The organism is Adhaeribacter arboris (genome assembly GCF_003023845.1).
GTDB lineage: Bacteria > Bacteroidota > Bacteroidia > Cytophagales > Hymenobacteraceae > Adhaeribacter > Adhaeribacter arboris.
This window is the reverse complement of record NZ_PYFT01000001.1, coordinates 1,913,719-1,938,982: the sequence shown is the minus strand read 5'-3', so window position 1 is coordinate 1,938,982 and position 25,264 is coordinate 1,913,719. Positions and strand designations below refer to the sequence as shown.

24 protein-coding genes and 1 other RNA gene are annotated in these 25,264 nt (G+C 41.9%); 10 read left to right on the top strand and 15 right to left on the bottom strand.

The window, feature by feature from the left end; all coding sequences use genetic code 11:
- The first annotated feature begins 178 nt into the window (after positions 1–178).
- From mltG to AHMF7605_RS07955, 6 genes are all read left to right on the top strand, one after another.
- Positions 179–1,237, top strand: a complete 1,059-nt coding sequence (gene mltG, locus AHMF7605_RS07980) for an endolytic transglycosylase MltG (protein ID WP_106928120.1) — start codon at positions 179–181, stop codon at positions 1,235–1,237.
- Between the two features lie 246 nt (positions 1,238–1,483).
- A complete protein-coding gene (locus tag AHMF7605_RS07975) occupies positions 1,484–1,891 on the top strand; it encodes an acyl-CoA thioesterase (protein WP_106928118.1) in 408 nt (135 codons plus the stop codon).
- 3 nt (positions 1,892–1,894) lie between these two features.
- On the top strand, positions 1,895–2,827 hold the full coding sequence (locus AHMF7605_RS07970; protein ID WP_106928116.1) for a YihY/virulence factor BrkB family protein: 933 nt from the start codon (positions 1,895–1,897) through the stop codon (positions 2,825–2,827).
- A gap of 221 nt (positions 2,828–3,048) precedes the next feature.
- A complete protein-coding gene (locus AHMF7605_RS07965; RefSeq protein ID WP_106928114.1) occupies positions 3,049–3,957 on the top strand; it encodes an alpha/beta fold hydrolase in 909 nt (302 codons plus the stop codon).
- Between the two features lie 495 nt (positions 3,958–4,452).
- Entirely contained in the window at positions 4,453–5,304 is an 852-nt protein-coding gene (locus AHMF7605_RS07960) for a sugar phosphate isomerase/epimerase family protein (protein ID WP_106928112.1), read from the top strand.
- 33 nt (positions 5,305–5,337) lie between these two features.
- On the top strand, positions 5,338–7,308 hold the full coding sequence (locus AHMF7605_RS07955; protein WP_106928111.1) for a glycoside hydrolase family 127 protein: 1,971 nt from the start codon (positions 5,338–5,340) through the stop codon (positions 7,306–7,308).
- A 234-nt stretch (positions 7,309–7,542) separates the two neighbouring features.
- Here AHMF7605_RS07955 and rnpB read toward each other — a convergent pair.
- The 4 genes from rnpB to AHMF7605_RS07935 all read right to left on the bottom strand — a co-directional run bounded on the left by rnpB (position 7,543) and on the right by AHMF7605_RS07935 (position 12,352).
- Positions 7,543–8,047: RNase P RNA component class A (gene rnpB / locus AHMF7605_RS07950), an RNA gene on the bottom strand.
- 210 nt (positions 8,048–8,257) lie between these two features.
- Entirely contained in the window at positions 8,258–8,602 is a 345-nt protein-coding gene (locus tag AHMF7605_RS07945) for a hypothetical protein (protein ID WP_106928109.1), read from the bottom strand.
- Between the two features lie 361 nt (positions 8,603–8,963).
- The gene (locus tag AHMF7605_RS07940; protein ID WP_106928107.1) at positions 8,964–9,515 is read right to left on the bottom strand and encodes a lysophospholipid acyltransferase family protein; all 552 of its coding nucleotides are present in this window, start codon (positions 9,513–9,515) and stop codon (positions 8,964–8,966) included.
- A 197-nt stretch (positions 9,516–9,712) separates the two neighbouring features.
- Positions 9,713–12,352 carry a DUF5060 domain-containing protein gene (locus AHMF7605_RS07935; RefSeq protein WP_106928105.1) on the bottom strand — a complete coding sequence of 880 codons (2,640 nt, stop codon included), beginning with the start codon at positions 12,350–12,352 and terminating at the stop codon, positions 9,713–9,715.
- Positions 12,353–12,834: 482 nt separating this feature from the next.
- On the opposite strand from AHMF7605_RS07935, the gene AHMF7605_RS07930 reads away from it, so the two are divergent.
- The 3 genes from AHMF7605_RS07930 to AHMF7605_RS07920 all read left to right on the top strand — a co-directional run bounded on the left by AHMF7605_RS07930 (position 12,835) and on the right by AHMF7605_RS07920 (position 16,542).
- Positions 12,835–13,077 (top strand): HAD hydrolase-like protein, encoded by a 243-nt coding sequence (locus AHMF7605_RS07930; RefSeq protein ID WP_262512338.1) that lies wholly within the window; start codon positions 12,835–12,837, stop codon positions 13,075–13,077.
- 262 nt (positions 13,078–13,339) lie between these two features.
- Positions 13,340–15,964, top strand: coding sequence for an MGH1-like glycoside hydrolase domain-containing protein (locus AHMF7605_RS07925; protein WP_106928101.1), 2,625 nt, complete (start codon positions 13,340–13,342; stop codon positions 15,962–15,964).
- Positions 15,965–16,176: 212 nt separating this feature from the next.
- Complete coding sequence (locus AHMF7605_RS07920) at positions 16,177–16,542, top strand: DUF6717 family protein (RefSeq protein WP_106928099.1); 366 nt, start codon at positions 16,177–16,179, stop codon at positions 16,540–16,542.
- Between the two features lie 382 nt (positions 16,543–16,924).
- Here AHMF7605_RS07920 and AHMF7605_RS07915 read toward each other — a convergent pair whose 3' ends face one another.
- The 10 genes from AHMF7605_RS07915 to AHMF7605_RS07870 all read right to left on the bottom strand — a co-directional run bounded on the left by AHMF7605_RS07915 (position 16,925) and on the right by AHMF7605_RS07870 (position 23,230).
- The gene (locus AHMF7605_RS07915) at positions 16,925–17,866 is read right to left on the bottom strand and encodes a DinB family protein (RefSeq protein WP_106928097.1); all 942 of its coding nucleotides are present in this window, start codon (positions 17,864–17,866) and stop codon (positions 16,925–16,927) included.
- A 48-nt stretch (positions 17,867–17,914) separates the two neighbouring features.
- Positions 17,915–18,304: a VOC family protein gene (locus AHMF7605_RS07910; protein ID WP_106928095.1), complete on the bottom strand. Its 390-nt coding sequence runs from the start codon at positions 18,302–18,304 to the stop codon at positions 17,915–17,917.
- A gap of 63 nt (positions 18,305–18,367) precedes the next feature.
- The gene (locus tag AHMF7605_RS07905; RefSeq protein ID WP_106928093.1) at positions 18,368–18,589 is read right to left on the bottom strand and encodes a hypothetical protein; all 222 of its coding nucleotides are present in this window, start codon (positions 18,587–18,589) and stop codon (positions 18,368–18,370) included.
- Between the two features lie 55 nt (positions 18,590–18,644).
- Positions 18,645–19,052, bottom strand: a complete 408-nt coding sequence (locus tag AHMF7605_RS07900; protein WP_106928091.1) for a DoxX family protein — start codon at positions 19,050–19,052, stop codon at positions 18,645–18,647.
- Positions 19,053–19,150: 98 nt separating this feature from the next.
- Positions 19,151–19,558 (bottom strand): VOC family protein, encoded by a 408-nt coding sequence (locus tag AHMF7605_RS07895; RefSeq protein ID WP_199200211.1) that lies wholly within the window; start codon positions 19,556–19,558, stop codon positions 19,151–19,153.
- Between the two features lie 45 nt (positions 19,559–19,603).
- Positions 19,604–19,930: an ArsR/SmtB family transcription factor gene (locus tag AHMF7605_RS07890; protein WP_106928087.1), complete on the bottom strand. Its 327-nt coding sequence runs from the start codon at positions 19,928–19,930 to the stop codon at positions 19,604–19,606.
- Positions 19,931–20,836: 906 nt separating this feature from the next.
- On the bottom strand, positions 20,837–21,265 hold the full coding sequence (locus tag AHMF7605_RS07885) for a VOC family protein (protein WP_106928085.1): 429 nt from the start codon (positions 21,263–21,265) through the stop codon (positions 20,837–20,839).
- 291 nt (positions 21,266–21,556) lie between these two features.
- The gene (locus AHMF7605_RS07880) at positions 21,557–22,144 is read right to left on the bottom strand and encodes an SRPBCC family protein (protein ID WP_106928083.1); all 588 of its coding nucleotides are present in this window, start codon (positions 22,142–22,144) and stop codon (positions 21,557–21,559) included.
- Between the two features lie 72 nt (positions 22,145–22,216).
- Entirely contained in the window at positions 22,217–22,642 is a 426-nt protein-coding gene (locus AHMF7605_RS07875) for a DoxX family protein (protein ID WP_106928081.1), read from the bottom strand.
- 144 nt (positions 22,643–22,786) lie between these two features.
- The gene (locus AHMF7605_RS07870) at positions 22,787–23,230 is read right to left on the bottom strand and encodes an SRPBCC family protein (protein ID WP_106928079.1); all 444 of its coding nucleotides are present in this window, start codon (positions 23,228–23,230) and stop codon (positions 22,787–22,789) included.
- A 240-nt stretch (positions 23,231–23,470) separates the two neighbouring features.
- On the opposite strand from AHMF7605_RS07870, the gene AHMF7605_RS07865 reads away from it, so the two are divergent.
- Positions 23,471–24,448, top strand: coding sequence for a GlxA family transcriptional regulator (locus AHMF7605_RS07865; RefSeq protein WP_106928077.1), 978 nt, complete (start codon positions 23,471–23,473; stop codon positions 24,446–24,448).
- A gap of 655 nt (positions 24,449–25,103) precedes the next feature.
- Here AHMF7605_RS07865 and AHMF7605_RS29650 read toward each other — a convergent pair.
- The gene (locus AHMF7605_RS29650; RefSeq protein WP_158267473.1) at positions 25,104–25,256 is read right to left on the bottom strand and encodes a hypothetical protein; all 153 of its coding nucleotides are present in this window, start codon (positions 25,254–25,256) and stop codon (positions 25,104–25,106) included.
- Positions 25,257–25,264 lie beyond the last annotated feature (8 nt).

The window sequence follows — 25,264 nt, the reverse complement described above, 5'->3', positions numbered from 1 at the left end:
TTCGTTAAAAAATGAATAAGAAAGGGCTATTAACCAGAAATTTGCTGCCCTTTATTCCTTGCCTCCGTTTACCTATCTCCATTAACGATTTTTTTTAAATCCTGCCAGATGTATTACTTTTGTTAGAATTCCGGCAAACAGGGAAGGTGGCGCTGGTAAGTAGATTATTGTCTAAAATATGGATGTTCAGAAAAAAGCCCGTAAAAAATCAAATTTACTCCGCAACCTACTGGTGGTAGGGGGAATATTATTCGTTAGTTTCTCGTATTACGCTTACCAAATTGTATATACGCCTAATGTCGATACCCACGGTAAGCACGTCTACATCCGGATTCCGCGGGACGCTTCGTTTGAGCAAGTAATGGACTCCATCGAAAACGAAAAAGTAATAATTGATGAATTATCTTTTCGCTTTCTGGCTAAGTTAATGGATTATCCAAAATTAATTAAACCAGGCCACTACGAGTTAATTAACGGAGCTACCAATTATTACCAGATTGGTAGGTTACGAGCGGGTATTCAATCGCCGGTGCGGCTTACATTTAATAATATCCGCATAAAAAAAGACCTTACCGCCAAATTAAGCAGCGATATTTCGGCCACCCAAACGGAACTGGATTCATTGTTGCGCGATGAGAAATACGTAAAAAACCTGGGCTTTGATACCACTACTATCATGACGATGTTTATTCCGAACACCTACGAGTTATACTGGAATACTTCGGGAAAAGAGTTGCTGAAGCGCATGAAGAAAGAATACGATGCTTTCTGGACTCCCGCCCGCGAAGCGAAAGCCAAAGCACAGGGTTTAAGTAAAAGTGAAGTTTCTACTTTGGCCTCTATTGTGGAGGCGGAACAGGCAGTACACCCGGATGAGCGCCGCCGAATAGCCGGTGTTTACCTGAATCGCTTAAAAATTGGTTTGCCTTTACAGGCTGATCCAACCGTAGTTTTTGCCGTGGGAGATTTTAGTATTCGGCGCGTTTTAAATGAGCACCTGCGCTTTGATTCTCCTTATAATACTTACAAATACAAAGGTTTGCCCCCCGGACCTATTAATTTGCCTTCTATAACTTCGATTGATGCGGTATTGAATCCAGAGAAACACGATTATATTTACTTCTGCGCGAAAGAGGATTTTTCGGGGTATCACAACTTTGCCGCTACCGAAGCCGAACACATCCGCAATGCCCGTCGCTACCAACAAGCGTTAAACGAACGGAATATACTGCGTTAGTCTCTGGTCGATAGTGTATAGATCACGGACGATAGTTCATAGACCACAGATTAAAGCGAATAGATTTGGTTGTTAGATGGATGGCTAGTTAAATGGCTGTATTTTGGTGTGACTTAATTTATTTAGGACCAGTTATCTGCTTACTTTGCGATTTAAAAAAATTAACCGTATAATCATTTAATTATTACTATGGCCTGTCGACTGTGGACTATCGACTATGGACCATGCATGGACTCGACTAGAAACATGTTTCAATCGGAAATACAAGTGCGCGTACGTTATTCGGAAACCGACCAAATGGGGTATGTTTATTACGGTAATTTTGCGGCTTATTACGAGGTGGCGCGGACCGAAACCTTCCGGAATTTAGGGGTAAATTATAAAGAAATGGAAAAAGCGGGCGTTATGATGCCCGTTTTAGATTTACGCTGCAAGTATATCCGGCCGGCCCGGTACGACGATTTACTCACCATAAAAGTAATGATTCCGAACAAACCGCATGGTTCGCGTATAAAGTTTGAATACGAGGTTTATAACGAAGCGAGAGAACTTTTGAACATTGGCGAAACTACCCTAGTATTTGTGGATATGCGCTCAGGTAAGCCAACGGCTATTCCCGAAAGTTTAATTTCGTTGTTGGAAAGTTATTACTAAGGTATGGGATTACAACAGAAATACGTAGAAGAGCGACGGCCGTACCGTAAGTTCATTGTGTTTCTGAAGCGGCTTCGCTTTAGCCAAGGCAGGCTTTCGGTTTACGATATTCTGGAGGTACTGATTCGGGAGCTACGGCTGGATTCACTCACCAAACGAGCTTCGTACATGGCCTTTAACTTTACCTTGTCTATTTTTCCTACCATCATATTTTTGTTTACCTTAATCCCGTACATTCCTATTCCGGATCTAAATAACAGCATTCTTACCTTTTTGCAGGATTTTATGCCGAAAGAAATGTACGCGGCGGCTTCCGGTACTATCGAAGATATTGTAAATATTCCGCGAGGGGGGTTATTGTCGGTTAACTTTTTATTTGCCCTGGTGCTTTCCACAAATGGCATTATGTCGCTGATGGATGCTTTTGATAAGAAGTATAAAACTTTTCGGCAACGGTCTTACCTGCGCAAACGCTTGATTGCTACTGGCCTCACGCTAATGTTATCGTTCATTCTTATTACGTCCATCGGGATTATTTTCTTCGGTACGTACCTGCTCGATGTGCTGGTTTTTTACGAAATTGTTACGGAAGCATTTACCTATACTTTAATTGTCGCGCTTAAGTACCTGGCCATTATTTTTCTTTTTTTACTGGCTACTTGTTCTATTTATTACTACGTACCCGCCATTCACGATAAATGGCCTTTCTTTTCGGCGGGAGCAGTAGTAGCCACTTTGCTAATCTTCCTGGTGTCCTGGCTATTTTCTCTTTATATCCGGATATTCGATACCTATAATCATTTTTACGGTTCTATTGGGGCTTTAGTCGGCTTAATGATCTGGCTTGACTTTATTTCCATGACCTTAGTATTAGGTTTTGAAATTAACATTAGCATTGATTCGATTACCAAGCGGGTTTCACGGGTTAATTCTTAAAAGGTGAGTTGCTTAATTGATTTGTTTAGGAAAGTAAATGCAGCTTGGTTTATTGTTTTATCCGGATTTCTTTAAAATAGAATGAAAAGAAAAACTTAACATTGTCAAGTGAACGGAAGATTATGCATTGTCTTTTTACTTCTGCTGCATATTTCAGCTAAAATGCTACCTTGCACAATACCTGTTTTATAAGACTATAAGTTGAATTCCAGAAAGAAGCGATGAAAATACATAAGAAATCTTTCTTCAAAGATTCGGTGCTGGATAGAGAATGGTTGGAGAGTTGGGTGCAGCAATTAGAAAAAAATAACAAAAGGCAATACGACCGAATAACTCTGAACACAACTTTAGGTAAAACCCATATTTGGGGTTTAAACACCCATGAACCTAATTGGGAAACTTTGGTTATTTTTCCCGGCGCCCGTACCAGTTCTTTGTTCTGGGATTTTGATAATGGACTCGACAATATCCGCCACAACTTACGAATCTACCTGGTAGAGACAAATGGGTTACCTAATTTGAGTGACGGCCATACGCCGGATATAAAATCCTTGGATTATGGAATATGGGCCGCCGAAATTCTGGATAAACTTAGAATTGAAAAAACCTTTGTGGCGGGTGCTTCTTTTGGCGGTCTTATTTGCCTGAAACTAGGAATAGTGCATCCGGAAAAAGTAAAAGCAATTTTTCTTTTGAACCCCGGTTGTTTGCAACCCTTTTCTTTAACGTTTAAAAATCTTTATTATAATCTGCTACCTATTTTTGCGCCAAGTAAAAAGAATGTACAAAAGTTTTTAGATAAAGCGGTTTTCTGTAAACCTAATCACCAATTATCCGAAGCTTCGGAAAAACTGATTGTGGATTACGAGTTATTTGCCATAACCCGTTATAAAGATAATACGCAGAAACCTTATTACATGGCCGACCAGCTTACCCAAGTAACGGTGGCTACTTATTTACTGGAAGGAACAAAAGATTTACTGTTTCCTTACCAGAAATCGATTGCGAATGCTAAAAACAAAATAAGCAGTTTAAAGGAAGTAGTCGTTTTTAAGAATGTTGGCCATGGTATTGAAACGTATGACAAAGCCCTCCAATTTATCGGGGAAACCATTAAGAGTTACGCATAAAGGCGGTTTAGATTCAGTTATGCAAACTCCCAGGTAAACAACGCGAGTAAGAAAATTCCTGCCAATTAGCCTCGTTATTATAAGCTTAAACCTGATTTACAACAGCGGCTTAAATAATATGGCTTCTATCACCTATACAAGTTTTAATCGGAACTTGTTGTACCCTTCTATACGAACAATATTTTCGCTAGCTAATTCTTGAAAATTTACTGGATTAACAAATAGCAGAAGCTTCTTAAATGTAATAACTCAACAAATACGGTAGCGTTTACCTAGCTATTTACGAAAGCCTTTATTCAGGACAGTTCAGGATAGTTGGTTTAGATTTAATACCTATATTTAGTTTTCTCTTCATTAATAGGAGATGAATAAGAACCGAAGCGTGCAGCTCAGCTAAAAGCCAGGTGAACTACTATAGTATTGAGTGGTCGGGCTACTAAGATTAAAAATCTTCCCAGAAAAAAGAAAACGTAAAGTAACCACATAAAAAGAACTATGAATAAAATTGGATTTAATGTTTTGGCCTGGTCGGCGGTTATGTCGGATGCCATATTGCCGATTGTAGATCGGTTAAAAGAAACCGGGTACGAGGGAGTGGAATTTTTTGTGGGTTCGCCGGATATTGCCGCCTACAAACGCATCGGGGATCATTGCCGTCATTTGGGTTTAGAGGTAACTACTGTTTCGGTGGTAGGCAGAGAAGAAAATCCAATCAGTCCGGAGGCGACCGTACGGGCCAAGAGCTTAGACCGGCTTAAATGGGTAATTGATCGAACCCACGACTTACAAGCCAAAATTCTTTGCGGGCCGCTGCATTCCGCCCACGCGGTGTTTGCCCAACATGCACCCGAAGATCAGGAATACGGCTGGGGAGCCGAGGTATTACACGCGGCCGGGGAACATGCGGCTCAAGCTGGCGTAACCTTAGGCTTAGAAGCTCTTAACCGTTTCGAGAGTTACCTGTGCAATACAATGGCGCAACTTACCCGCTTACTTGAGCAGGCTCAACATCCCAACGTAAGAGCCATGTTTGATACGCACCACGCTAACATCGAAGAAAAGAAATTTACTCAGGCTATCCAAACTATTGCGCCTTACCTGGTACACGTGCACATCAGTGAAAACGACCGTGGAACTCCCGGCGATGGTCATATAAATTTTGATGAGGCTTTCGCGGCATTAGCTCAAATTAAGTATAAAGGAATGCTTACCATTGAAGCTTTTTCCCGGAACGATCCGGATTTTGCCAATTCTATCGGTGTCTGGCGGGAATTTTCTCCGCCCTGGGATATTGCCGAGAAAGGCTTAACTTTTATCCGGCAAATGTGCCAAAAACACGGTTTGTAATCTATTTGGTTTGTATCTAGTAGTAAGTTTTTTATGAAGAAATATTTTCTGCCGGTAGCGTTTTTTGCTTTTGTAAGTGTCTCGCTTCGGGCGCAAACACCCACCAAAAAGTTTGAGCCGGTAAGCTTTTCGCAGGTAACTATTACCGATAATTTCTGGAAACCTAAATTAGATAAAGTAGCCACTACTACCTTACAGGCCTGTATTTACCAAACCGAAGGTAAGACCGCCCGCATCCGGAACTTCGAGAAGGTTGCCCGCAAACAAAACGAAAAGCACGAGGGTATTTATTACGACGACAGCGATGTGTACAAAGCCCTTGAAGCAATAGCTTATTCCTTGAAAAATCACCCCGATGCGGCCCTGGAAAAAAAAGCCGATGAATGGATTGATAAAATTGCGGCGGCCCAGTTACCCGACGGTTATTTAAATACTTATTATACCTTAACCGACCTGAGTAAACGCTGGACCGATATGGAAAAGCACGAAGATTATAATGCCGGCCATTTACTCGAAGCGGCTGTTGCGTATTATAACACCACCGGTAAAAGAAAATTGCTGGACGTAGCCATCCGGTTTGCCGATCACATTGATAATACTTTTCGCTTACAGAACCGCCATTGGGTAAGTGGCCACCAGGAAATAGAACTGGCTCTAATGAAATTATACCATGCTACGCACAACGATCGCTACCTGAAACTGGCGGATTGGTATTTAGAACAGCGGGGCCACGGATACGGCAAGGGAGTTATCTGGGACCAATGGAAAGACCCAAAATATTGCCAGGATGATGTTCCGGTGAAAGAACAAAAAGAAATTACGGGTCATGCCGTGCGGGCCATGTACTTATACACCGGTGCCGCCGATGTAGCCGCTGCCACCAAAGATGCCGGTTACCTGCAAGCCATGAATAACGTGTGGGAAGACGTCATTTTCCGGAACATGTATATTACCGGCGGCATTGGCTCCTCGGGTAAAAACGAAGGCTTCTCGAAAGATTTCGATTTGCCGAACGAAGAAGCTTACTGCGAAACTTGCGCCTCCGTAGGCATGGTATTCTGGAACCAACGCATGAATTTACTAACCGGCGACGCCAAGTACGTGGATGTTTTGGAACGAAGCCTGTACAATGGAGCCTTGGACGGCTTAAGTTTAAGCGGCGATCGTTTCTTTTACGGCAACCCGTTGGCTTCCAGCGGCCAACATGCACGGAGTGAGTGGTTTGGAACGGCCTGCTGTCCTTCTAATATTTCTCGCTTAGTCGCCTCGCTGGGTGATTATATTTACGGACAATCGGCTAAAGGGCTTTGGGTGAATTTATTTGTAGGCAGCCATACCACGATAAAAGTGGGTAAAAGTACTATCCCCGTGAAAATGGAAACCAATTACCCTTGGAACGGAAACGTAAAAGTAATCCTAAACCCGACCAAGCCCGTGAAGTATGCGGTAAACCTGCGAATTCCCGGTTGGGTGAAAGGAACGCCGGCTCCCGGAAATTTGTATTCTTTTACTTCCCATGCAGCTTCGGCATTTAAGGTTTCGGTAAACGGCAAACCAGCTACTTACCGCGAAGAAAACGGCTATGCAGTATTAGACCGGAATTGGCGCCAAGGCGATGTAGTAGAATTGAATTTACCCATGGAAATAAAAAGAGTTACGGCTAAAACCGATTTAACTTACACCAACGATCGCGTGGCTTTACAACGCGGACCTTTGGTGTATTGCGTAGAAGGAGCCGATAACAATGGCCAGGCCTGGAACATTATTCTTCCGGAAAATACCGCTTTAGAAGCAAAGCAGTATACCGTTTTAAACGAACCCGTCATGGCTATTCAGGCCAAAGCCCCGGTAATTATCACTTCTGCAGATGGTACTGGAGTACAAACCCAGCAAAAAGAAGTAATTGCTATTCCGTATTACACCTGGGCTAACCGGGGCAAAAATCCGATGCAGGTATGGTTGCCCACCAAAGTAAAAGAGGTGAAAATTAACAGCGGAAATTGATTCAATATTTAATACAGGAAAATGTTTCTTTAAGGAATTATTCTGGTTGGATAAAGTTATCAAAGTGGCCTATAACTTTAATGGAAAGCCAATCAGCCAATTGGCGGGTTGGCATTACAAAAAGTGTGGATTTTGCTTTTGGTGAATTCTGTACCTAACGGAGTTTAGGTTGTTAAGTCTACAAAAACATCAACTTATTGCCTTATAAAAAACAATTAGCGAAGAAAAAATAAAAAATATAGCAAGCCTGTAAGCCGGGTTCTGTCATTCGGAAGCAAGCTCCCGAACGTCTTACCATTTATCTAGGCCCCACCTCGCGGCGGGGCTCCATCAACCTACCCACTGGCATCGGACGAGCCGCCCTTATCTTTTACCAGATATCCTTTACCAATTACCGCAATAACCGGGAAAAAGATAATCTAAGCTAAATGAGCTGCCAGCCTATTTGGTCTTTCAACGCCTAAGGTTTACCCAGCTACAACGGTCGCCCGCGTACTGGTGCGCTCTTACCGCACCTTTTCACCCTTACCGGTACAGTTACATTTACCAGGTACCATTTTCCAATGACCAAGTTTTGGTAAATGGTGCCTGGTAAATGTAACTGTACCGGCGGTTATTTTCTGTGGCACTGGCTGTATCCCGGATTTTGCCGGAATCCTTCCCGTTAGGAAGTAGACTGCTCTGTGTTGCCCGGACTTTCCTCTCCGCCTCGCGGCGCAGCGATAAGACGGCTTGCTATATTTTTACAAATTAACTTAAATTTATTGATTTTGGTTCTGATCTAGAAAAAGCAGTTTACATCCATTAACTAGATTAGATATTTATAAAAAAATAAATCTGAAATCTGCTCGTATTATAGTAAAGGTGAAGAAGGACGAGTAAAACTTTGATTACGTTGAGTTTAGTAATCAAATATGTATTTTAGCGTTCAGGTATGTTAGTGGTTGTTTTAAAATGGAATTGTTTTTCCGCCGTTATTCTTTTGAACTATTAAAAAAGGTTTGTCTGAATCAATTCTTTTCCCGCTCATAACAGCATCTACCTGTTTTGAATTAGCCAAATAAATTTTTGTTCCTTCCTTAAATTTTACTTCTTTTTCAGATTTAGGAGCAACAGTAACGGATTCGGTTCCATTTCCGGGGTCTCCTGGCTGGTAGGAGATAATGGTAATTCTTTTAGGAAGAAGTGAGGCATTTTTAAGTTTAAACTGTACTAAAGCCGGCTCTTTTTGTTGTGCTAAGCAAGTTGAGCCATAAAATGTAACAATCGCTAAAAACAAGGTTAAACTTTTCATCCTTAATTATTTGTAATGAGATCTCGGAATTTTCAGTGGTTCAATAACCGCCAAGGAACAAGTATGACCAATGGTAGGAGATTTGAGATACCTCTGCTTGGCGACTGTAGCTCAATGTACATCTAAAATTGATAAATTTAATCTGTTGTTCAAAATAATAACTTCAACTTAAACCAAAGCGGATGGTGATATGTAGCTTTAAGCTTTAATACCCAGCGCTTCTATTAGCTAAAAGCAGGCATTACTACTGCTATCCATTCACGAAAGCTTTTTAGCTATTTCGATTGAAAGACTTGGCTTATAAGGAGAGTTAAAAATTAATCTGGTGTAAAACCCGGGTTTGTATGGTAGAAAAATATGATTAACGTACTCCGTTTGCCGGAAATTTAGCGGTTTTAGTCCGGTAAAAGGCCAGAATTTCTTCTAAATCTTTCTCGATGTTACCGGTAGGATAGAAGATGGGTCCCACTCCCGCTTCTTTTTTGGCGTAGTCGAGGTAGCCTAAGCAAATGGGTACCTTAGCACCTACCGCGGCGTGGTAAAAGCCCCGCCGCCAACGTGGCTGGTATTTACGGGTTCCTTCCGGCGTAATTAGAATTACCATTTTCTCGTTCTGGTTAAAAATATCGATCATGGCTTGTACCAGGCTGTTGTTTTTACTTCTGTCTACGGGTAAGGCTCCCATATATTGAATCCAGGGACCCAGCAAAGGCCATTTAACTGCTTCTTTCTTAATGGTAAAACGAACATCTACCCCCATAATATAAAAAGCACAACGGGCATACAAGAAATCCCAATTACTCGTATGTGGTGCCGCAATCATAATACATTTAGGAACGCTCGCCGGAATGCGGCCAATTACTTTCCAGCCCGAAACTTTAAATATTATTTTTGATAAAAATTTTGCCAGCATTTTTTAGGTAGAAATAAACAGTAAAAAGCCAGTCCTAACCCATCAGACTGGCTTTTCTTGTTAAAATTAATGAAATTATTCTAATTATATACTTTCGGTGTAATTTATCCTTTTAAATCTGGTTTGATCAAATAAGTTATTTTAGTACAAATAGCCTAATTATAAATCTACTAACTTTGAAAATAGTATTCGCGTGCTCACTTATCGTATTTTACCAATTTTTGGGTAAAAAATTTAGTACCGTAATTTATTTGTAGATAGTAAATGCCGGGTTTTAGCTGATGCGTATTCACTTGTGCGGTTGAAAATTCTGCTTTATCAAATAAAGATCGGATTACTAGTTTACCCTTACTATCCCGCAATATTACTTCAACAGGTAAGGCAACTGGTTGATTGGCTTGGATAGTTATTTGATTTTGAATGGGATTGGGATAAACAGTAAAAAATGTTTCCGCGAGAGCGTTGGTTGAAGCCGGATTTAAGGAGTTATACATAGTAGCAACTTCGTTGTTAGTAGTACTGCTAGCATTTGTGATGAAACAAACCCAGTCTTGCTTATTTTTTTCGGGGGGCAGGCCCAAAGATTTTATACCCGGACCCGTAATTTGCCGAACGGAGCCAGTTTGTAAGGCGCCACCCAACCGGGGATTGTACCATTGCACTAGGTACTTACCGGTATTTTTTCCTAAATTCAGGGTTGTGCCGCCGCCCTGAGGTAGATAAACGGCATAAATTTTACCCGCTAAACTCAGGCAGTAATCATTAGGGTCAGCGGTAAGATTATCGGCACTATGCATTTGCCAGAAAGGAAGGTATTGCTTGAAAAACTGCAGGGCAAAGCGGGTTAAATTCCACATTTGGTCGCGGGAACGCCAGTCCTGAGCCGTTAAATCAGAATTCGGGTATCGGTAACCAAAATACCATTCTACGCCGCCGCCGCCCGCCATTAAATTTCCCCATAAAGCATGCTTCCGCACTAAATCATGGTCATAATCAGCGGCATCCGGCTTTACTCCGGTAGTAGAAGGTCCAATCTCATCCAGAGTCACAATCCATTTATGCCCGCTTTTCGCCGATTGATCAAGCCAATATAAAGTTTCCGCGTGGGTATCTTCGGGGTGAACTATCTGCAAAGAAGGGCCTTCCAGGGGAGTGTAACCCAACAAGGGTGTATACACCGCCGCTCTTTGAGCCGGATGCGAATGAACGTTAATGGGGCTTTTATAAGGGTCTAACTGCCGGATATACTGGCTGAAGGCTTTTCGTTGCGCATCGGTATTCGTGCTTTCTTCGCCTAGGTTCCAGGTAATCGCTAAATGATGGCCGAAGCGGGCAATTAATTCGCGGTAATATAATTTGCGTTGCGTGCCTAATTCCCCGTTATCGAGTAATTGATCATTTTCCTGTTCCTGGGTAACGACGTGGAGCATCAAACCGAGTTTATCCATGTGCGAGAAAACAATTTCCCATTGATCCAGCTTGGAAACATCGTATCTAACCATTTCGGTGGGCAAAGTCCAGGGCCAGACATCTTTACCATCGCCGTTCACGTTCAGGGTTAAGAAATAAACCGTGTTCATACCTTTGCCAGCCAGGTAATTAAGTGCCCCAATGATGCCTTTTCCTTTTCCGGCTTGCCACGTAGGATCTCCGGGTTGCCAATCAGTTAAATGCGAACCATACGTTTTGGTGTAATCCGCGGCCGGATTCTGACTGTAGGTATTATCAAATTCTTGATAAGCTAAAAAGTTTTCCGGACTATCGGCGCCGCCTTTTAAAAAGTATTTCCCAGTTTCGGCGAATTGCAAATAATGCTGGCCCACATACCGTAAACGCCCTTGCGCCCGTAAATCAGACCCGGTTTTATTAGTAGGCGCAACGGTAAAACTGCCGGTTACGCCGTCGAACGCAACCGCACTGCCGGCGTTAACCGCACTACTTACGGCCACATTTTTTCCTTCCCGGAAAGAGGCCCGGTACGTCCATTTGCCGGTTTCGTCCGGAGAAAAATGAACCCGCCATTTAGCACCGTTGGTAGTGCTGCTTTCCCCGGCATTTCCGTCGGCGGCATAATACCCCGGCACCACCAGTTTTCGGCTTCCCTTACTAAAAACAACGTTCAGGCGGTAATTTAAAAAAGGATTAACAACATCGGTTTCGCTCGCTGAAGGGCCATTAAAAGTGAGCGTTATCTTGTGCCATTTCTTTAATTCACCCGAAATAACTGGGGGAGTGGGTCGCCGAACTAAAATCCGAAAATTGATAGTTACCGAAGCCTGGTCTTTATCGGTAACCGTTACCAGCACCGTTAAATCTGTTTCAATGGCGGGAGCCGTACCGCTAAAAGTAAGGGTACCGGCATTAAATTTCAACCAGGCGGGTAAGTGGCTTTTATCGGCCAGAGTAGCCCGAAAGGATAAGGTGTCGCTGGCATCAGGATCGGTGTACTGGCCCGCGGAAAAAGAAAAAAATTTCTCTGTTATAAGCGCTTGGTTGGTGGGTGGTCTTACTACATCTGGTGGTGAGTTAGGGGGAATATTTGCTTTGATATTTACGTTTTTGGTGGGTAAGGCTTCTAAATGATGAATCGCGCCATGATTAAGAGTCTGAATGGGCTGATCGATATCGGCATTAACATGCGAAAAACTGACTACTTGCTCCTTAGCTAAAATAATTGCTTCACGCGCATTGTTCGCGCGAATGAATGTACTAGTTTTTGGGAGAGGAGTGCTAGCATTACCCTGAGTAAGTGGTAGGATACCTATTAAAAACATAAAGCACCATTTTACTATAAACCCAAATACTAAGGACAGATAAGCGGTATTCATCTTTTGCATGCCGGGAAGGTTTAGGTATTTCGATAAAACGACTTTGGAAAACCGATTTATTTTTAAATAAACAGAAAATAAAGGCAGAAATTCTACTTGTATTCACATTAGAAAGGCACTTGACTGTTCTAAAGTCAGAAGTAGTTACATAGTAGTAAAATGTAACGCCCATTAACTTGTAAATCCATTAAAAGTTTAGAGTATTTTTAAAATTTTTAAGAGCTAATTTTAAAAAGAAGGTAAAATATAAGTTTACTGATTTTCAGAAGGTTAATTCATTCTGTTTCTGAATGGATGGCTCCAGTAGGCTGCCAATTGAAATTGAAGCAAGGGTTGAAGCCGCTACTTTCACTAAGTAAGGGAAATATTTCCTAACAAAACAAGTGTTAAAAAGCTGACTCAAGGCAATCAACCGCATTCGTTAGATAATCTCTAATTGTACAACCTTTAAAATTTAAACATCCTCTTATCCGATTATTGACAAAGACAAAGTGATAAAAAAGTTTTTGAAAAAATACTCGCTTGAAAACAAAGAGATAATTTATGTGGGCGATGAAGCCCGGGATATTGTAGCTTGTAAAAAAAATCAAGTATTATCTATTTGGGTAAATTGGCGATACGATATTCCAGAAGTAGCCGGCAAAGAAAATCCTGATTTTATTGCCGGTACTCCCGCCGACATTTTAGAAATTGTAAAATCGGAACAGCCTAATTTAAAGCGGCAAGAAGATTAACCCACTAATTTTATTTAAATCAGTAAACTTTTAAAGCTGATTTTCTACAGCCAAAAAGGAAGAATATTATCAGCAAGTAATGTTATTTTAATGTATGGCGAGCTTTTTAAATAGTAAGTATTTTTCTTAAATAAAACAGTGTAGTCCTTCATCTTAATTTGTATTCTATTCTTATTAATTTGTTTATAAATCAGGGTATGAAAAGCTTGTTTAATTAAGCTGATATTTTTTCTTAATTTCAGGCATTGCATATCTCAGATGAATGGATACGAACGAATACGAGCGGCTAGAACAATCGCCGAATAACCGAAACTGGAAAAGCTGGGGACCTTACCTGGCGGAGCGTCAATGGGGAACCGTTCGCGAAGATTATAGCCCAAACGGGGATGCCTGGAACTTTATCACCCACGATTTAGCCCGTAGCAATGCCTACCGTTGGGGCGAAGAAGGAATTGCCGGCTTCTGCGATTACCAGCAAATTCTATGTTTAGCTCCGGTTTTCTGGAATGGTCAGGATCCCATTTTAAAAGAGCGGCTCTTCGGACTGACCAACGGACAAGGCAACCACGGCGAAGATGTAAAAGAAATTTATTTTCACCTGGATTCTTCCCCCACGCATTCTTACTGCCAGTATTTGTATAAATACCCGCAAACGCCTTTTCCGTACGATGATTTAATCCAGAAAAACCGGCTCGACCGATTTCAGCCGGAATATGAAATTTTGGATACGGGAGCTTTTAACCATAACCGGTATTTTGACATATTTATTGAATACGCGAAAGCCGATACGCACGACATTCTCCTGCAGATTACCGTGCATAACCGGGCCGAAGAACCGGCGCCCATTCACGTGCTGCCGCATTTGTGGTTTCGGAATTACTGGAAGCACAGTCCGGAATATGCCGTACCCCGCATTACTTCCATATCTTCGGATTGTTTAAAAACTTACTCTACGCGCAACGGCGCTTTTTTCTTGTACCACGATGCCGTGGGGCAACAATTGTTCTGCGAGAACGAAACGAATAACGAGCGCATTTACCGGTCGGCTAATCCTACTCCTTTTGTAAAAGACGGCATTAACAATCACGTGGTAAACGGCCTGAATACCATTAATCCGGAGCAACAAGGTACCAAAGCGGCCATTTGGCTGCAAGCTACGGTTCCCGCAAAATCTTCAGTGGTATTTAAGGTGCGTTTAGTCCGGAACCGGATTATTGAACCCTGGACCAATTTTAATCGAATTTTTGAGCGCCGGCGCGCCGAAACCGATACTTTTTACCGCGAGTTTATTATTCCCGAAAAGTTAGCCCCGACTCACCAGTCCATTGTACGCAAGGCTTTTGGCGGTTTACTCTGGACGAAGCAGTTTTATTATTTCGACGTGTATAAATGGTTAAATGGGGAAATAAAAGATAAATTACCTTACCGCACCGATAAGCGGAATGCAGGTTGGGAACACCTCACTAACCGCAATATTATTTCCATGCCCGATAAGTGGGAATATCCTTGGTACGCCGCCTGGGATTTAGCTTTCCACGCCACTACGTTCGTGCACATCGACCCAAACTTTGCCAAGCAGCAATTATTACTCATGCTCCGGGAGTATTACATGCACCCCAATGGGCAAATACCCTCTTACGAGTGGAACTTTAGCGACGTAAACCCCCCGGTACATGCCTGGGGGGTTTGGCAGGTATATGACATTGATAAGAAAAAAACCGGCGTACCGGATTGGGACTTTCTGGAACGGGCTTTTCAGAAACTGCTGATGAACTTTACCTGGTGGGTAAACCGGAAAGACGTGAACGGGAATGATATTTTTGAAGGTGGCTTCTTGGGGCTGGATAATATCGGGGTTTTCGACCGTAATCAAATGCCGCCAGGTATTAAAAGTTTACAACAGGCCGATGCTACCAGTTGGATGGCCATGTTTTCTTTAAATATGCTGCGGATGTCGCTGGAGTTAGCGAAGCGCAATCCGGCTTACGAAGAATCGGCCGCTAAATTTTTCCGGCATTTCTTGAATATAGGCTGGGCCATGGATAATATCGGGAAAAAAAATATATCGCTGTGGGACGATGATGATAATTTCTATTACGATGCGGTACAATTAGATAATGGCAAAAGCCAGCGCCTTAAAATTCGTTCGCTGGTGGGCATTATACCGTTGTTGGCCGTGGAAATTATTAACAGCAAAATTTTCAATCAGATGAGTGAATTTAAACGCCGGGCCGTAGGTATTATTCGTACCCGGCCGGATTTAGCCGAACTTATTTCGCACATCGAAGTTCAGAACGGAAACGGTTATCACCTTTTTTCCATTATGCGCGGTTTCCGGTTAGAGAATGTCTTAAAACGGCTACTCGATGAAGCCGAATTTTTATCGGAGTTTGGGATACGATCCTTATCGAAATACCACGAGCAAAATCCGTATATTTTTACGTATCAAGGCCGCCAACATGTGATTCAGTACGAGCCCGGCGAAAGTACCAGTTCTATGTTCGGCGGTAATTCTAACTGGCGCGGCCCGATTTGGTTTCCCATGAATTATTTAATTATTCAGGCGCTCCGGAAATACTATAAATACTACGGCAAAGAATACATTTATGAATTCCCGACTGGTTCCGGTAATAAGTTAAATTTAAAGCAAATTGCCCGTGCGTTAACTACCCGTTTGCTGCATTTATTCGAAAAAGACGAAAACGGCAAAACGCATTACCATTCTGCCCACGAGCCTTTTACAAAAGATCCGCACTTTAAAGACCACCATTTTTTCTACGAATTTTTTAACGGCGATACCGGCCAAGGCTTAGGCGCTTCGCACCAAACCGGCTGGACGGCTTTAATGGCAAATCTGCTGCTGGAGATGGCGGAAGAAGAAGAGTAAACCAGGTAAAGTAAATAAGGTAAACTTTAAAAAGGGTCAATCTTATACGGGGTGAAATAGAGGTGATATTTCTTTAAATTTTTATAATTGGCAAACCAATTATAGCTGCCAGCTATAAATCTGTTATTCTGCGGCCTTCCTCGAAACTTTGCCAAATTTGGTAATGTTTTTCCGCATGATAAGAATTATGCCTTTTAATAATAGGAGCTGCATTGCTGGCTAGCTGGAATACAACCTCGACAAACCCAATAAAATTTACGTTTTATAAAGAATCGCCCGGCACCTGGTACATTGATTTACCCGATTACCCCGGACCTAAAGGCAACCTGGCCATGGTAGCCGGCACCGATGACATGCTCGATTTTCTGGCCAAAGGAAAAAACCGGGTAGTAGTAAAAATGAGTGAACAACCATTTGCCGGGGCGTTAGCTTTAGATCGCGTTAAGGTGGGAGAACCTGGCGGTGGCGCGTATTACAAGCCCTTAAACCACGCTATTCAGTCGGTATGGCTCTGCGACGTTACTTTGTTTGCCCTGGGTAAGTTCCCGGAACATATTTACTTCCAGGCGCTAGAGTAAATTTTATTTTAAGTATTAAATATTCTCTCCTGTTTACCAGTTAGCGTTAAATGCTTGAGTTTTAAAAATTGGTGGATAGGGTAGAAGTAGGAAAAAGCAGCGAATTTTATTAAGTAATTTATTAAAGTCGCTGCTTTTACTTTTAAAAAAGATAACATTTCATCCCTGATAAGAAATAATAAATCCTACCAGATCCTTTCTGTAAGTAAATAGTTTTTTTTCTTCTTTAAGAAATGCGGATGATGACTATTCTTTGAATCTAACTTTAGAACTTTTCACGTTGATTGGAAAATGGTTTTTTCCTTATAGCAGTTGTCAACTTAAGACGGCTCTTCTACTAAAGAACAACTTTATACCTAAAAGCTAATTTAGCTCCCTGCTACTAATTGCTAGAGGTAGCTAGCTGTTCAATTATATTTTTTAACTGTTGGGTATGTCTTTGGGTATGGTAAATAACAAAATAAATGGCCTCCAAGCGGGTTAAAAAACCAAATACCGGCACTTCAAATGCTAAGCAGGCTGGAGTGAGATCTGAGATTTGAATAACGTGATGAACAGCAACCCGTATATTTTCCAGAGCATGTAATAATTCTTCTTTTTGGTAAGTTTTATTTTCGGGCGTTACAAAATCACCGGCTCTACGTTTCGTCGTGAAATCTAATAAATTGGCTTTTATATTTGCTACTTGTTCTGCCGGATTTCGCTCTGTTTCTTTAACCGGTCCATTCAGGATTCTTAAAAAACCGGAATTTACTTTTAGTACGTGCTGAATAAGTTGCCCCGCGGTCCAGTTACCTGCCGATGAGTTTTGATTAATTTCGTCCGGTGATAAAGAGGAAAAAAGCTGCGCGAGTTCTTGCGTTGTTTTTTCAAATTCAGGTCCGACGTGGGCTATGTAGTCCGCCAGATTTTTAGTTTCTGGGGTTTTTACTTTTACCAGGCAAATCATTTCCTCGCTATTTTTGTAAATTTCTACGCAAGGTTTATTGCGGTCGCTCCGCTCATCGGTAAACATTTGCGTAAAAACATTTTTAATGCTATCGGTTTTGGTGAGCCAATCGCGTACGATTACGGCTAAGTAGTCGCCCTTTTCTATGATATAGGGATTATACCCGTATTTTTCCGGCTCATTTTCTGTTTTCTGCAAAGTAGTCGCCAGGTAAACTATTCCCGCAGGAGTACATTCGCTAATACCATAAAAGGGCCGGTTGTCTTTTGGTAGTTGGTTTTGTAAAGCGTCGAAAGCCTCGCCAATACCTAGCGGAAAGGTTTTTACCGGCAAGCCGAATACGGCTACGTCTTGTTCCAGATAGTAATTTTCCATTGAATATTAATCTTTCAGAAGTTTAACAACTAGTTTAGAACTGTTGGTTTAAGCCGCCTCCGTTTCCAGCACCGATAAAATATTGCCGGCGGGGTCGGTGAACCAGGCAATGAGAGGCCCACCGCCTCGGAAAATATTATCCGCATCGGTCTTGAAGTGTTCGTAATCGTAACTCTCAAAAATAACCCCGCGGCTTTTGAGTTCTGCTACTGCCTGGTTAATATCTATCACCGGAAAATTAAGAATAGTAAAAGTTGCGGGGGTATGATTGGGTTTGGGATAGATGAGAACTTTAGCTCCACCGGCCAGGTGTAAGGTTAATAAGCCCATCGAGGAATCTTCAACAACTTCCAGTTCCAGTACCTGGCGGTAAAATTGTTTGGCTTTTTCGAGGTCGTTAACCGAAAAGCCACTGAATGCTTGGGTGTTTCTAAACATAATCGGAGAAAGAGTTAAGAGTAAGTAAGAATTTAGATAAGGCCATCCAATGGCATAAGGCTGTTATTCATCGGGTAATACTTCGGCGTAAAAGCCCGATTCTTGGAGTAACTTAATTAAACAAGCAACTTGAATAAACTCAGTGGCGGAGGCTACCCGCAGGATATTATCACAATCTTCGAGGTCAAAATTAGCTTTGTATTCCCGAAAAGTTTGGTGAATAAGACAGAGCAGCCGATTGGCGTGGCGCTGGTCTTTTACATTGGTTTTAAAAACTTCTACCATTCTTATTCAATCTCCAGCTAAGCGTTAAATTTTGTGGTTGTACTCCCGACGGAATTTAATTACCCGATAAACTCACTTTAGGTAAAGTGTCGGATTCAGTACTTTTTTGCAGCTTGTGGTGGTAAACATAAGATCCGGCTATCAGGAGTAAAGGGATAAAAATAAATATCCAGTTGCCGGTAGCATCTCCCTTAGAAATATGCGAATACATGGCGCCAATTAAATCGAAAACAAGACCGGCGTAAGCCCATTCTTTTAAGCGCGGAAAACCTGGAACCAAGATAGCGAGGATGCCTAACAACTTGGCCACGCCTAAAAAGGGAACCAGATAGCCAGGATAACCTAAACGGGTAACGTAATCCACCGCCTCCGGCGCAGAAATAGCATCGAAAATAGAGCCGACTCCTAACATAGCGGCTACCAGGCCGGTGAAAACCCAGTAAATAATTTTTGTCTTTTTCATGATGAGTAATAATTTGAGTTTTAATGATTTTATTTGTGAAGCACTTGATTAGCTGAATTTTAGAAATAGAAAAGAAGTTGGGTACATTCGATTTAATTTTACCCTTGTTGAACGGCGCTCGGGTCCATGTACATTACTTCCCACAGGTGGCCATCTAAATCCTGGAAGCCCCAGCCATACATAAAACCCTGGTCTTGCTTATCGTTGGGCGTAGTAGCCCCGGCAGCAATTGCCTTGTTTACTAAATCATCCACTCCCTCCCGGCTTTCGGCGGATAAAGCAAGAATTACCTGGGCGTTTTGAGTAGTATCCGGGATAGCTTTTTTGGTGAAAGATTTAAAGAACGGCTCCACGAGCAACATCACGTAAATAGTGTCGCTGATAATCAGGCAGGTAGCGTTCTCGTCGGTAAATTGCGGATTAAACGAGTAACCGAGGTTCTTGAAAAATTCAATAGATTTATTTAAATCTTTAACGGGTAAATTCACGAAAATTTGAGTTGCCATAGTTTTAATCGGATTTATTTAGTTTATAAATTCTTTATTTAATGCTTAATCATTGGGGATATATTTATTTAGTTGATGCAAGTAATTTTCTAATGAGTCGAGTTTAGCATTCCAAAATGGACGGTAGGATTCTACCCAATCGGCCACTTCGCTTAATTTTTTCAATTGAGCTTCGCAGTACCGTTCGCGACCTTGGTTTTTAATAGTTACTAATCCGCATTGGGTTAATATTTTAACGTGTTTGTAAATAGCCGTCCGGCTTACCGCAAAATTATTGGCTACCGCTTCCATGTTCAGCGATTGGTACGCCACCAGGTGTAAGATTTCTCTCCGGGTTGGGTCCGCAATGGCTTGAAATACATCTCTTCGCATAAGTGAAATCTGATGGAACAAAGGTATAGGAAACCTTTTGGTTGCATGGGGTAAAATCGCGACAGAAAAAGGGTGAATCACGACAATTACTTTATTCCTTCGAAAGATGCTTTTAAAGCTTTATTTTACTAGATTCAAATAGAGTATATAGTTCGTCTTTCTATATAGCTTTTCTTTGGAGGCTTTTTCAGTCTCCAGGGATTGGTGCTATCTTATTTGAGCCGTAACCCGTTTACCTCGGGGCCTGCGACACCGGAACCTTAGAAGGCCCTCCCTAGCCAAATTGCTGTCAGTTGCTTGTAGCTAGTAATTCTCTTATCAAACCCTGTTTCCAGTTTTTAACTGGGAACTACTTATCGCCGCCCGTTTGCAACGGGCGGGAGGCCCAAAACACGTTGTTAAGCGAACAGGCACGTGTCCATTCCGGTTTCGCCAGTTACAAACGGACGGAACAGAAAGCTCCTAGTTACAAACTGGAAGCCGGAAAATGCAGGAAAGATACTAGTCTAATTACCTGTCCTAATCGGAGCATAGACAAACTGGTGTTAGTAGCTTGTAGCAAGTGGTACTACCATTTAGCGGTAAGGAGGACTGGTTTCTCTTTTTCTTTATCTATTTTTGGAGCTATACTTAAAGTTTAACTAGCGCTAGGAGAATTAATCGCTTAAACTAAAACCAGAACTCTGCTGCTGTTTTTAAACTCTTAAAAGAGAAATCTTGAAAAAATGAGACTCTACTTTTAAATTGGCAACAATCAAAAGAAATGTTAAAGGAAAAGAAGCAAGACTAACCAGTTATTTATAGTACTTGGATTTTACTAATTAACAGAAGCTGTAAAGTTTAAGGAGAAGGGTTCGTGTCAGGTAAAATTGCTTGACACGAACAGGAGTAAATCTTACTTATTGTTTAAGCCGACTGTTTTTCATCGTAACTAACCATCCAGTGCACCCCAAACTTATCGGTAACCATGCCGAAGTAAGCTCCCCAAAAAGTTTTATTCAGGGGCATTTTAACCTGACCGCCAGCGGCAAGGCCGTTAAATAGTTGATCAGCCTCTTCTTCGCTGTCGGTATCCAACGATAAATGAATATTATTTCCCATCGTTAAAGTGTGACCCATGGATTCTAAAGCGTCGGTGGCCATGAGAATAGTACCTTTTACGGGGAGGGCCACGTGCATTATTTTGTCTTGATCCGCGGCCGAAATCTTGTTGGCTTCGGGGGTATCTTTATAACGCTGGATACCTAAAAACGCACCACCGAAAACGGATTTGTAAAAGTTAAAAGCTTCTTCTGTGTTTCCGTTAAAGTTTAAATAAGGATGGATGCCTGCCATGTCTGATTTTATTTAAGGGTGAAAGAATTTAAAATTTACTTTTGTTATTAGGGTTTTGTCCATAGTCGACAGTTCGCAGATGAACTTTTTGATTATTAGGTAATTGTAAGCTGAATACCCGCCCACTTACCATTGCCTTACCACTAGGGTTTAGATCACAATAATAGAGCGCGTTGGTTTACAAAATCAAGCTAACATTCCGGAAATTGGACTATGACTATCGTCGATTAATTCATTTACCTGTTCGGTTTGGTTCAAAGAGGTTTAGCTTTCATATAAATTTACTAGAATTTACACGAAAGCAGAACGGGATTCAGGATTCTGCGACAAGGTAGTAGAGCGAGTATTCTCGGTTTCTAAAATATCTTTCAGAGTCTGCAAGCTAATCTCCAGGTCTTTGCTCAACATTCCGCGTAAAAAAGAATGCATTAAGTTAAAGGGATATCGGTTAATGCCGTTCATGCCCCATTTAACTTTGGTCTGGTTCGGTGAAATAGCCTCGGTGGTGAAAGGAGTATGCGCCGTGGCGGCGAAAGGCCGGATAAACCGGATTTCTATTTCCAGTCGTTCTCCTTCTGTAATTGCATTAATTTCTTGTTCGCCTTTACCCGCTTTATCGTTGCCGTCCCAGGCATATACAAAACCGACGGTACCGTCCAGGCCCCGGAATTCTTTTTTCATGTTAGGGTCCGTTTTAACCCATTTGCTGTAGTAATCCTGATTTTTCAGGTATTTCAGATAATTAAAAACGTCGGCCTTGGGGCGGTTAATGAGTATTTCCCGCTCAAGGGTGTATTGTTTTTTTACGAATAAGGCAGCTATTAACAAAACAGCAACAAGGCCGACGACGGCGAATAGAATAATCAGGAGAATGTTCATGTTCTTTTTTCGGGTTAAGGAGGATTGAGGATATTTAGTAGTTTTGTAATTAGAAATGAGCCACTCTGGTAATTAAGCTATTTTCAGGTATTCGATGACCTTTGGTTCGGCTTGCATGGGGACAATAATTGTTTTTCCGACTTGTTTCCATAGAAAATAAGACAAGAACATAACCGACAAAAATATTAAGGGCGATAGAATCAAACCTATACTATCGCCGGCGTAAGCCCTGGCCACAAAAGCGCCAATGAGGTTAAAAGTAATACCCGCGTAAGCCCATTCTTTAATTACCCGGAATCTGGTTTGCACCAAGGCTACGACTGCCAAAATTTTGCCTACCCCAATCACGAGCATGATGTGCACCGGATACCCTAAGTGTTGCATAATCTGCCGGCCCGATTCGGGTTGAATGGCTTCGGTGATACCCGCCATCAGGAGTAAAAGGGAGAAAAGACCGGTAACGGTCCAGTAAAGTATTTTAACTGTTTTCGGTTTCATGAGCTTTAGAATTTAAGATAAGGGTTTACTCAGATAAATGCAGGTAATCCGGATTAAATATTTATAAACTTTACTGGCGGAGAAAAACAAATGGAGTGGAGAATTACCGAGTGGCCGGAGCGCACCCGGTTAAAAAATATTTTCCTACGCTTCCGCTAATTCTTTAATTTTCTGCAAGGCTTTGTCCCAGGCTCCCGCCATCATCTCGTACATTTCCTCACCCATGTCTACTTCGATGTCTAACTGGGTAGCGTCCTGGTTTTCCGTTAAGCGGTAAATTTCCCGGCCGCCTTTTACTCCCTGGGCTTCCTCGCTGTCGTAATCTTCGACGTTGGCTTTTACAATACCGTTGTATTTAATGGAAAGTAATTTGCCAATTTGGTTGGCAACGATGGTGCCGATAATGCCGCTGCCGCTCTCGTCTTTAAAGATAACTTTGCTGCCTTCTTGCCAGGTGGTTTCGGCGAATGCTCCCGGGCTGAACTCAGCGAACCAAATGCGGTTATACTCGTCCTGTAGCAATACATCCCAGATTTTATTTGCTGGAGCGTTAATTTCAATGTTTTTTTTAATAATGAGAGCTTCCATAGTATTTGTTTTATAGTTAAAAAATTAAAGTATCGGGTTAAGTATAGTCTCCGGTTTCAAAGTAATGCGGCCTCTTTATTTATTTGCTAAATGAATTAGATTAAGACAAATTTATTAGTAAATTGCCGAAACAAGGGGGTATATTTCCGACAATCTAAGGGGTTGATTGCGACAACATTTCTGTTTATTTTAGAAACAATATAATTACATTTAGCCATCCATTCAAACTTATTTAAACCTATGAAACATATATCGATCCTAGTTCCGAAAGGAGCCGTTTTAGGCAGTATTGAGGGACCGCGCCAGGTTTTTACCGAAGTGAACAAACTTTTGAAAAGCATGGATAAGCCGGCTTTGTTTAATGTGCAGTTGGTGGGTTTGGAGAAAGAAGTACCGGCTGCCGGCGGTATTTACACGATTTACACCGATGTAGTAGCCCAGGATATTGAAAAAACGGATTTAATTATTATTCCGGCGCTGGATGGCGATATGGTAAAAACTTTAGCAAATAACCAGGAATTTATTCCCTGGATTGTAAAGCAATACCAGGCGGGAGCCGAGGTGGGTAGTTTATGCGTGGGAGCGTTTATGTTGGCTGCTACCGGCTTGGTAACGGGTAAAAAATGCGCGACCCATTGGATGGCAGCCAAAGATTTCCGGAAGATGTTCCCGGAAGTGAACCTGGTGGAAGACAAAATTATTACCGATGAGCAAGGTATTTATTCCAGTGGCGGGGCCTTCTCCTACCTGAATTTAATTTTATACCTCATTGAGAAATACGTGGGCCGGGACATTGCCGTGTTTATGTCCAAAGCTTTCCAGATTGATATAGCACGCCGGAGCCAATCGCCGTTCGTTATTTTTGCCGGTCAAAAAGACCACGAAGACGAAGTAATTAGAAAAGCCCAGGAAATAATCGAAAAAAATGTGCCCGAGAAATTAACCGTTGACCAGTTAGCCGATACCCTCGCACTGAGCCGTCGTAACCTGGAACGACGCTTTAAAAAAGCCACCGCCAATACGGTAGTAGAATACATTCAGCGGGTAAAAATAGAAGCCGCGAAAATGAGCTTGGAAACGTCCCGCGAAAACGTGAACGAAGTAATGTACAACGTAGGTTACTCCGACCCCAAAGCTTTCCGGGATACTTTCAAAAAAATTACCGGATTATCGCCGGTGCAATACCGTAGTAAATACAACCGGGAAATGGTAGCGTAAAAATGTATTTCTGTAAGTCGCCAGCGCAGAGATTGACAAAGCCGACCGGGCTCAGGTAATTACCAACAGTTAACTCGTATTCGCATCCTTGCGAGTAGCTAGAAATCGACATTAAGAATAAACAGCAAATAGCAGGTATTTTATAGCTTAATTTATTAGTATCAAAATAAAAAGAGGCGTTGTACGTAACGCATCTTTCTCCAACGGCCCTGCAAGAATCAAACTACTACTTTTTTGCGTAATTTTATTTAGGTTCAGCAACCAAGTAATAAACAAGGAAATGCCAAATGTAAATACTGCCATTAAAAAATTTAACCAACGCCGGTAAAGCGGATAGAGGATAGATAAGGTCGTAGGCTAGTTGTACGAAAACAAAGTGACAAAGAAATACGCCGAAAGTAAGGGCGGCCATCTTCGTTAATAAAGCAGAATTTTTAAGGCTTATCTTCTGAATAAGAATAAAGACCGCAAAAGTCATTAGAAAAACCTTGATGCCCTAGAAATACCAGATTATTTCCGGGTTGGCCCAGCTGCCGGGGAAATACTTTTGGGTAAGAACCAAGCCCAACGCCGTAACCGCGTACCCCAACAAAAACAAAGGTAGGGCTACCAGCAGCGTGCGGCTCCAGGATTAATTAAAGGGGTGCTAAATAAGCTAATACGCCAGAACCAGGTAGCCCAGAAATCCGGAAAAATAATAAAGCAGACCATACGCATTCCAGTAACTTACCCCTAAAATGCCCCTACTGTCGAAATTACCCGTGTACCCTAACAGCGGCGCCAGCATTTCTACGTAAGGCAAAAACATGCGTATTG